The sequence below is a fragment of the Mesorhizobium sp. M7A.F.Ca.CA.003.01.2.1 genome (genome assembly GCF_003998945.1).
Lineage (GTDB): Bacteria > Pseudomonadota > Alphaproteobacteria > Rhizobiales > Rhizobiaceae > Mesorhizobium > Mesorhizobium ciceri.
In genome coordinates this window covers 1-4389 of sequence record NZ_RZRA01000461.1, presented here as the reverse complement: position 1 = coordinate 4389, position 4389 = coordinate 1, and the positions used below count along the sequence as shown (strand labels likewise).

The 4389-nt window shown below is 63.6% G+C and carries 4 protein-coding genes; 2 read left to right on the top strand and 2 right to left on the bottom strand.

The window, feature by feature from the left end; translation table 11 throughout:
* Positions 1-287: 287 nt before the first annotated feature.
* The gene (locus EN969_RS18735) at positions 288-1751 is read left to right on the top strand and encodes an AMP nucleosidase (protein ID WP_128278158.1); all 1464 of its coding nucleotides are present in this window, start codon (positions 288-290) and stop codon (positions 1749-1751) included.
* Between the two features lie 71 nt (positions 1752-1822).
* A complete protein-coding gene (locus EN969_RS18730) occupies positions 1823-2869 on the top strand; it encodes an endonuclease/exonuclease/phosphatase family protein (protein ID WP_013532618.1) in 1047 nt (348 codons plus the stop codon).
* A gap of 4 nt (positions 2870-2873) precedes the next feature.
* Here EN969_RS18730 and EN969_RS18725 read toward each other — a convergent pair whose 3' ends face one another.
* The gene (locus EN969_RS18725; RefSeq protein WP_013532619.1) at positions 2874-3473 is read right to left on the bottom strand and encodes a DUF922 domain-containing protein; all 600 of its coding nucleotides are present in this window, start codon (positions 3471-3473) and stop codon (positions 2874-2876) included.
* Between the two features lie 128 nt (positions 3474-3601).
* Positions 3602-4389 (bottom strand): electron transfer flavoprotein-ubiquinone oxidoreductase (locus EN969_RS18720; protein ID WP_164758338.1); only part of this gene is annotated, 788 nt, incomplete at its 5' end.

Below are 4389 nucleotides of genomic sequence, written 5' to 3'. Positions count from 1 at the left end.
CTCAAGACCCTTCGGCTTCTGCCGCGGGCGGCGCTTATCCTGACGGTTCTGGCCGCTCCGGTCCTGGCCGTGCCGATGATGCGCGCTGACGCCGGCTCGACGATCGACGCACCGGCCCTGAAGAAGTCCGGCGTCGGCTTTGTGCTTCTGGTCAGCCTGCAGCGCGGTTGAAGAAAAACGGCGCTTTGGCCGCCTTCGGTCGCGACACCCCTCCCAAGTGCCGATCCAAGTCTCTATATTGAGCCATGGAAAAGCGAATCTACCCACAAGCCATCGAATCTGTCGTCATGCCGGAGCCTTTTGGCCGGCAAAGCTTTGATAGCGCTGAAAAGGCCGTCAAGGCACTGCAGGCGCTTTACGATCGCAACACCAGGTTCCTGCGCGACTCCTTCGCAGAATTGGCGGCAGCAGGCGGTGATAATGGCAAGCGCTACCGGGCCTTCTATCCGGAGATCGGCGTCACCACCAACTCATTCACCCAGATCGACTCGCGCCAGGCCTATGGGCATATGCCGACGCCTGGGCATTTTTCCACCACCATCACCCAGCCGGGCCTGTTCGAAAGCTACCTCGTCGAGCAGTTGCGCCTGATCATGCGCAATCATGGGGTTGCGGTCACGGTGTCGGAATCGACCACACCCATCCCGCTGCATTTCGCCTTCCTTGAAGGCACCCATGTCGACGGCGCGACGGCAGAGCGCATCAAGCGGCCGATCCGCGACCTGTTCGACGTGCCCGATCTCGACGGCACCGACGACCAGATCGCCAACGGCACCTTCGAAGTCGCCTTCGGCGAGCCGAGGCCTCTGGCGCCCTTCACGGCGCAGCGCATCGACTATTCGCTGCACCGGCTGTCGCACTATACGGCAACCACGCCGCAGCATTTCCAGAACTTCGTGCTGTTCACCAACTATCAGTTCTACATCGACGAATTCGTCGCCCGCGCCCGCGACCTGATGGCCAATGGCGGCGGCGGATACACGGAGTTCGTCGAGCCGGGAAATGTCATCACCAAGGGCGGGCAGAGCGCGCCCAGCGAAGGCGTTGCACCGCCGCGCCTGCCGCAGATGCCGGCCTATCACCTGAAGAAATCGGGACATGGCGGCATCACCATGGTCAATATCGGCGTCGGGCCTTCCAACGCCAAGACCATCACCGACCATATTGCGGTGCTGAGGCCGCATGCCTGGGTGATGCTCGGTCACTGCGCCGGCCTGCGCAACACCCAGGCGCTTGGCGACTATGTGCTGGCGCATGCCTATGTGCGCGAGGACCACGTGCTGGACGACGATCTTCCGGTCTGGGTGCCGATCCCGCCGCTGGCCGAGATCCAGGTGGCGTTGCAGGAAGCCGTCGCCGAAGTCACCGGCCTTTCCGGCTACGACCTGAAGCGCATCATGCGCACCGGCACCGTTGCCACCATCGACAATCGCAACTGGGAACTGCGCGACCAGCGTGGGCCGGTACAGCGTCTGTCGCAATCTCGCGCCATCGCACTCGACATGGAATCGGCGACCATCGCCGCCAATGGCTTCCGCTTCCGTGTTCCCTACGGCACGCTGCTGTGCGTTTCGGACAAACCGCTGCATGGCGAGTTGAAGCTGCCCGGCATGGCGACCGAATTCTACAAGCGCCAGGTGGCGCAGCACCTGACCATCGGCATCAGGGCTATGGAGAAGCTCGCGGAAATGCCGATGGAGCGGTTGCATTCGCGCAAGCTCAGAAGTTTTTCGGAAACGGCGTTCCAGTAGGCCGGTTCCACGCATCGCATGGGCATTTCGTCATCTTGATTGAGCCGCATTACTGCCGATAAGCAGGCGGCATGGAGAGAGCGGGCTTCGGGACATTGCTGATTTCGGTTGCATTCCTGGCAATGCTGGCCTGTTCGATCGCGCTGGTGGCCGGGTTTTTCGGAACGCTGCATCCCGCCTTCGATTCCTTCTCGCATTTCCGCGTCCATCTTGCCGTGCTGATGGCGCTTTGCGCGTTGCCGCTGCTGGCCACGACATTTCGACTGCAAGCGGCCGTGGCACTGCTTTTTGCCGTGGCGGCCTTCGCCACCACTTCCGGCTCGCTGTCCTTCTCCCGCTTGTGGCCGGTTCAGGCCGCCTATGAAGCCAAGAACGAAGACCGCGCGATCTACAAGCTGCTGCAGATGAACCTGCGCTACGACAATCCAACCCCGAAGAAGGTGCTGTCGCTGATCGGCCGGACCAATCCCGACGTGATCACCCTGGACGAGGTGTCGGCGATGTGGGCGACCGAGCTTGGCTATATCAGCAGCGCATATCCATACCGGATCCTCTGTCCTTACCCTAACAAGATATTCGGCGTCGCGCTGCTCTCGCGGCGGCCCTTTGCCGCCGGCACCGAGGCGCGTTGCGAAAGGCGTGGTGCCATGGCGACAGCGACCGTCGACTTCGGCGGCATCGACGTCGATGTCGCCGCGATCCATCTCAGCTGGCCCTGGCCACGCGAGCAGTACTGGCAGATCGGCGAGTTGACGGAGCCGCTTTCCGCGCTCGGCGAGACGGCCATCATGGCGGGCGACTGCAATGCCGCCCCATGGAGTGCCGCCGTGCGGCGGGTCGCGGCGCTTGGCGGGCTGACCGTCATGCCTTCCGCCGGCCCGACCTGGATCCACATCAGGCTGCCGGATTTCCTGCGGCGCTTCGCCGGCCTGCCGATCGACCAGGTTTTCAGCAAGGGCGGCGTGACTATCCATTCGGCGACACGGCTGGAAGACACCGGCTCGGATCACCTCCCGGTCATGGTGGAGTTCTCGCTCAGGCTGAACCAGCAAAAGCCGCTCGACGAACATGAAACCGCGACCGCGGCCATTGTCCAGGCCGGCAAGACGCCAGGCTGAAGGATCAGGGCCTGACCAAAGCGATGACGAGATGCTGGACATGGCCGCCGTCGCGATGCTCGCGCGCATCGAAAGCGAGCTGCTTGGCCTCATATGCGGCATTGGTGGCCTTGATGCGTCGCTGTGCCTCGCGACGTGTCTTGTAGCAGGACCGGTCGTCGGCAATCCTGAGGCCGGAGATGGATCGTTCCGTGGCCCGCATCATCTCCCTGGCGATGCGGCCATGGGTTTCCTCATGGGCGCGGACGCCGGCGAAGAACCGCGTCCAGCGCTTCCGGAGCGTCGGGGTGGTGGCCGAGGCGACACGCGGAAATGTGTAGAAGAGATTGAGCGTGCCGTTGGCACGCCGCAAGCGGCAGACGCCATTGTCCTGGCTGGTGTCGAGGTCCCAATCCACAGCGTAGCCGGTCAGCGCGATGGCATGCGTCATGAAGCCGTGCTTCGGCCCCTTGCGGTCCATAGCTTGGACTAGCGCCAGCCCCGTGTTCCCGGTGATGTCGTAGGTCCGCGTCTTGACCACCACCCTGGTGCCGGCCGAGGCCGCCGAAGCCAGACCGAACAGCGCACCGATCGCCACTAGGCATGCCAGAACCGTCAGGCGCATGGCCATCTCCTTATCGTCAAGGAATGGAACCATAAGCGCGCGGCAGTTTCAACAGTTCTAATGTTCCACATGCCACGGGAGACCCCGAGCCATCGTCGGGACCTTTGCACGCTGCGGCCGGCGCGGGCCTACATGCCCTGATAGACCGGGCCTTCTCCGCCTTGCGGCGGCACCCAGTTGATGTTCTGGTTCGGGTCCTTGATGTCGCATGTCTTGCAGTGGACGCAGTTCTGCGCGTTGATGACGAAGCGCACATCCTTGGCCGTGGGATCGGCGGCGGCGTTGCCGTCCTTATCGACCCACTCGTAAACGCCGGCCGGACAATAGCGCGTCGAGGGGCCCGCAAAGACATCGTGCTCGGAACGCTTCTGCAGCTCCATGTCGCCGACAAGCAGGTGGACCGGCTCGTTTTCCTCGTGATTGGTGTTGGACAGGAACACCGAGGACAGCCTGTCGAAGGTCAGCACGCCATCGGGCTTCGGATAGGCGATCTTCTTGTGCCGGGCGGCAGGCTCGAGCGTTGCGTAGTCGGCCTTGCCATGCTTCAGCGTGCCGAAGGGCGAGACACCGAACAGCGTGTTCAGCCACATGTCGAGGCCGCCAAGGCCGACACCGACGATGGTGCCGAAGCGCGACCACAGCGGCTTGACGTTGCGCACCTTCTTCAGATCCTTGCCGATGTCGGTCGCGCGCCAGGCTTCCTCGTAGGACGCGAGTTCGTCGTTGGCGCGCCCGGCGCCGATCGCCTCGGCGACATGCTCGGCCGCCAGCATGCCGGACAGCACGGCATTGTGCGAACCCTTGATGCGCGGCACGTTGACGAAGCCCGCGGCACAGCCCATCAGCGCACCGCCGGGGAAGGACAATTTCGGCACCGACTGCCAGCCGCCCTCGGTGATGGCGCGCGCGCCATAGC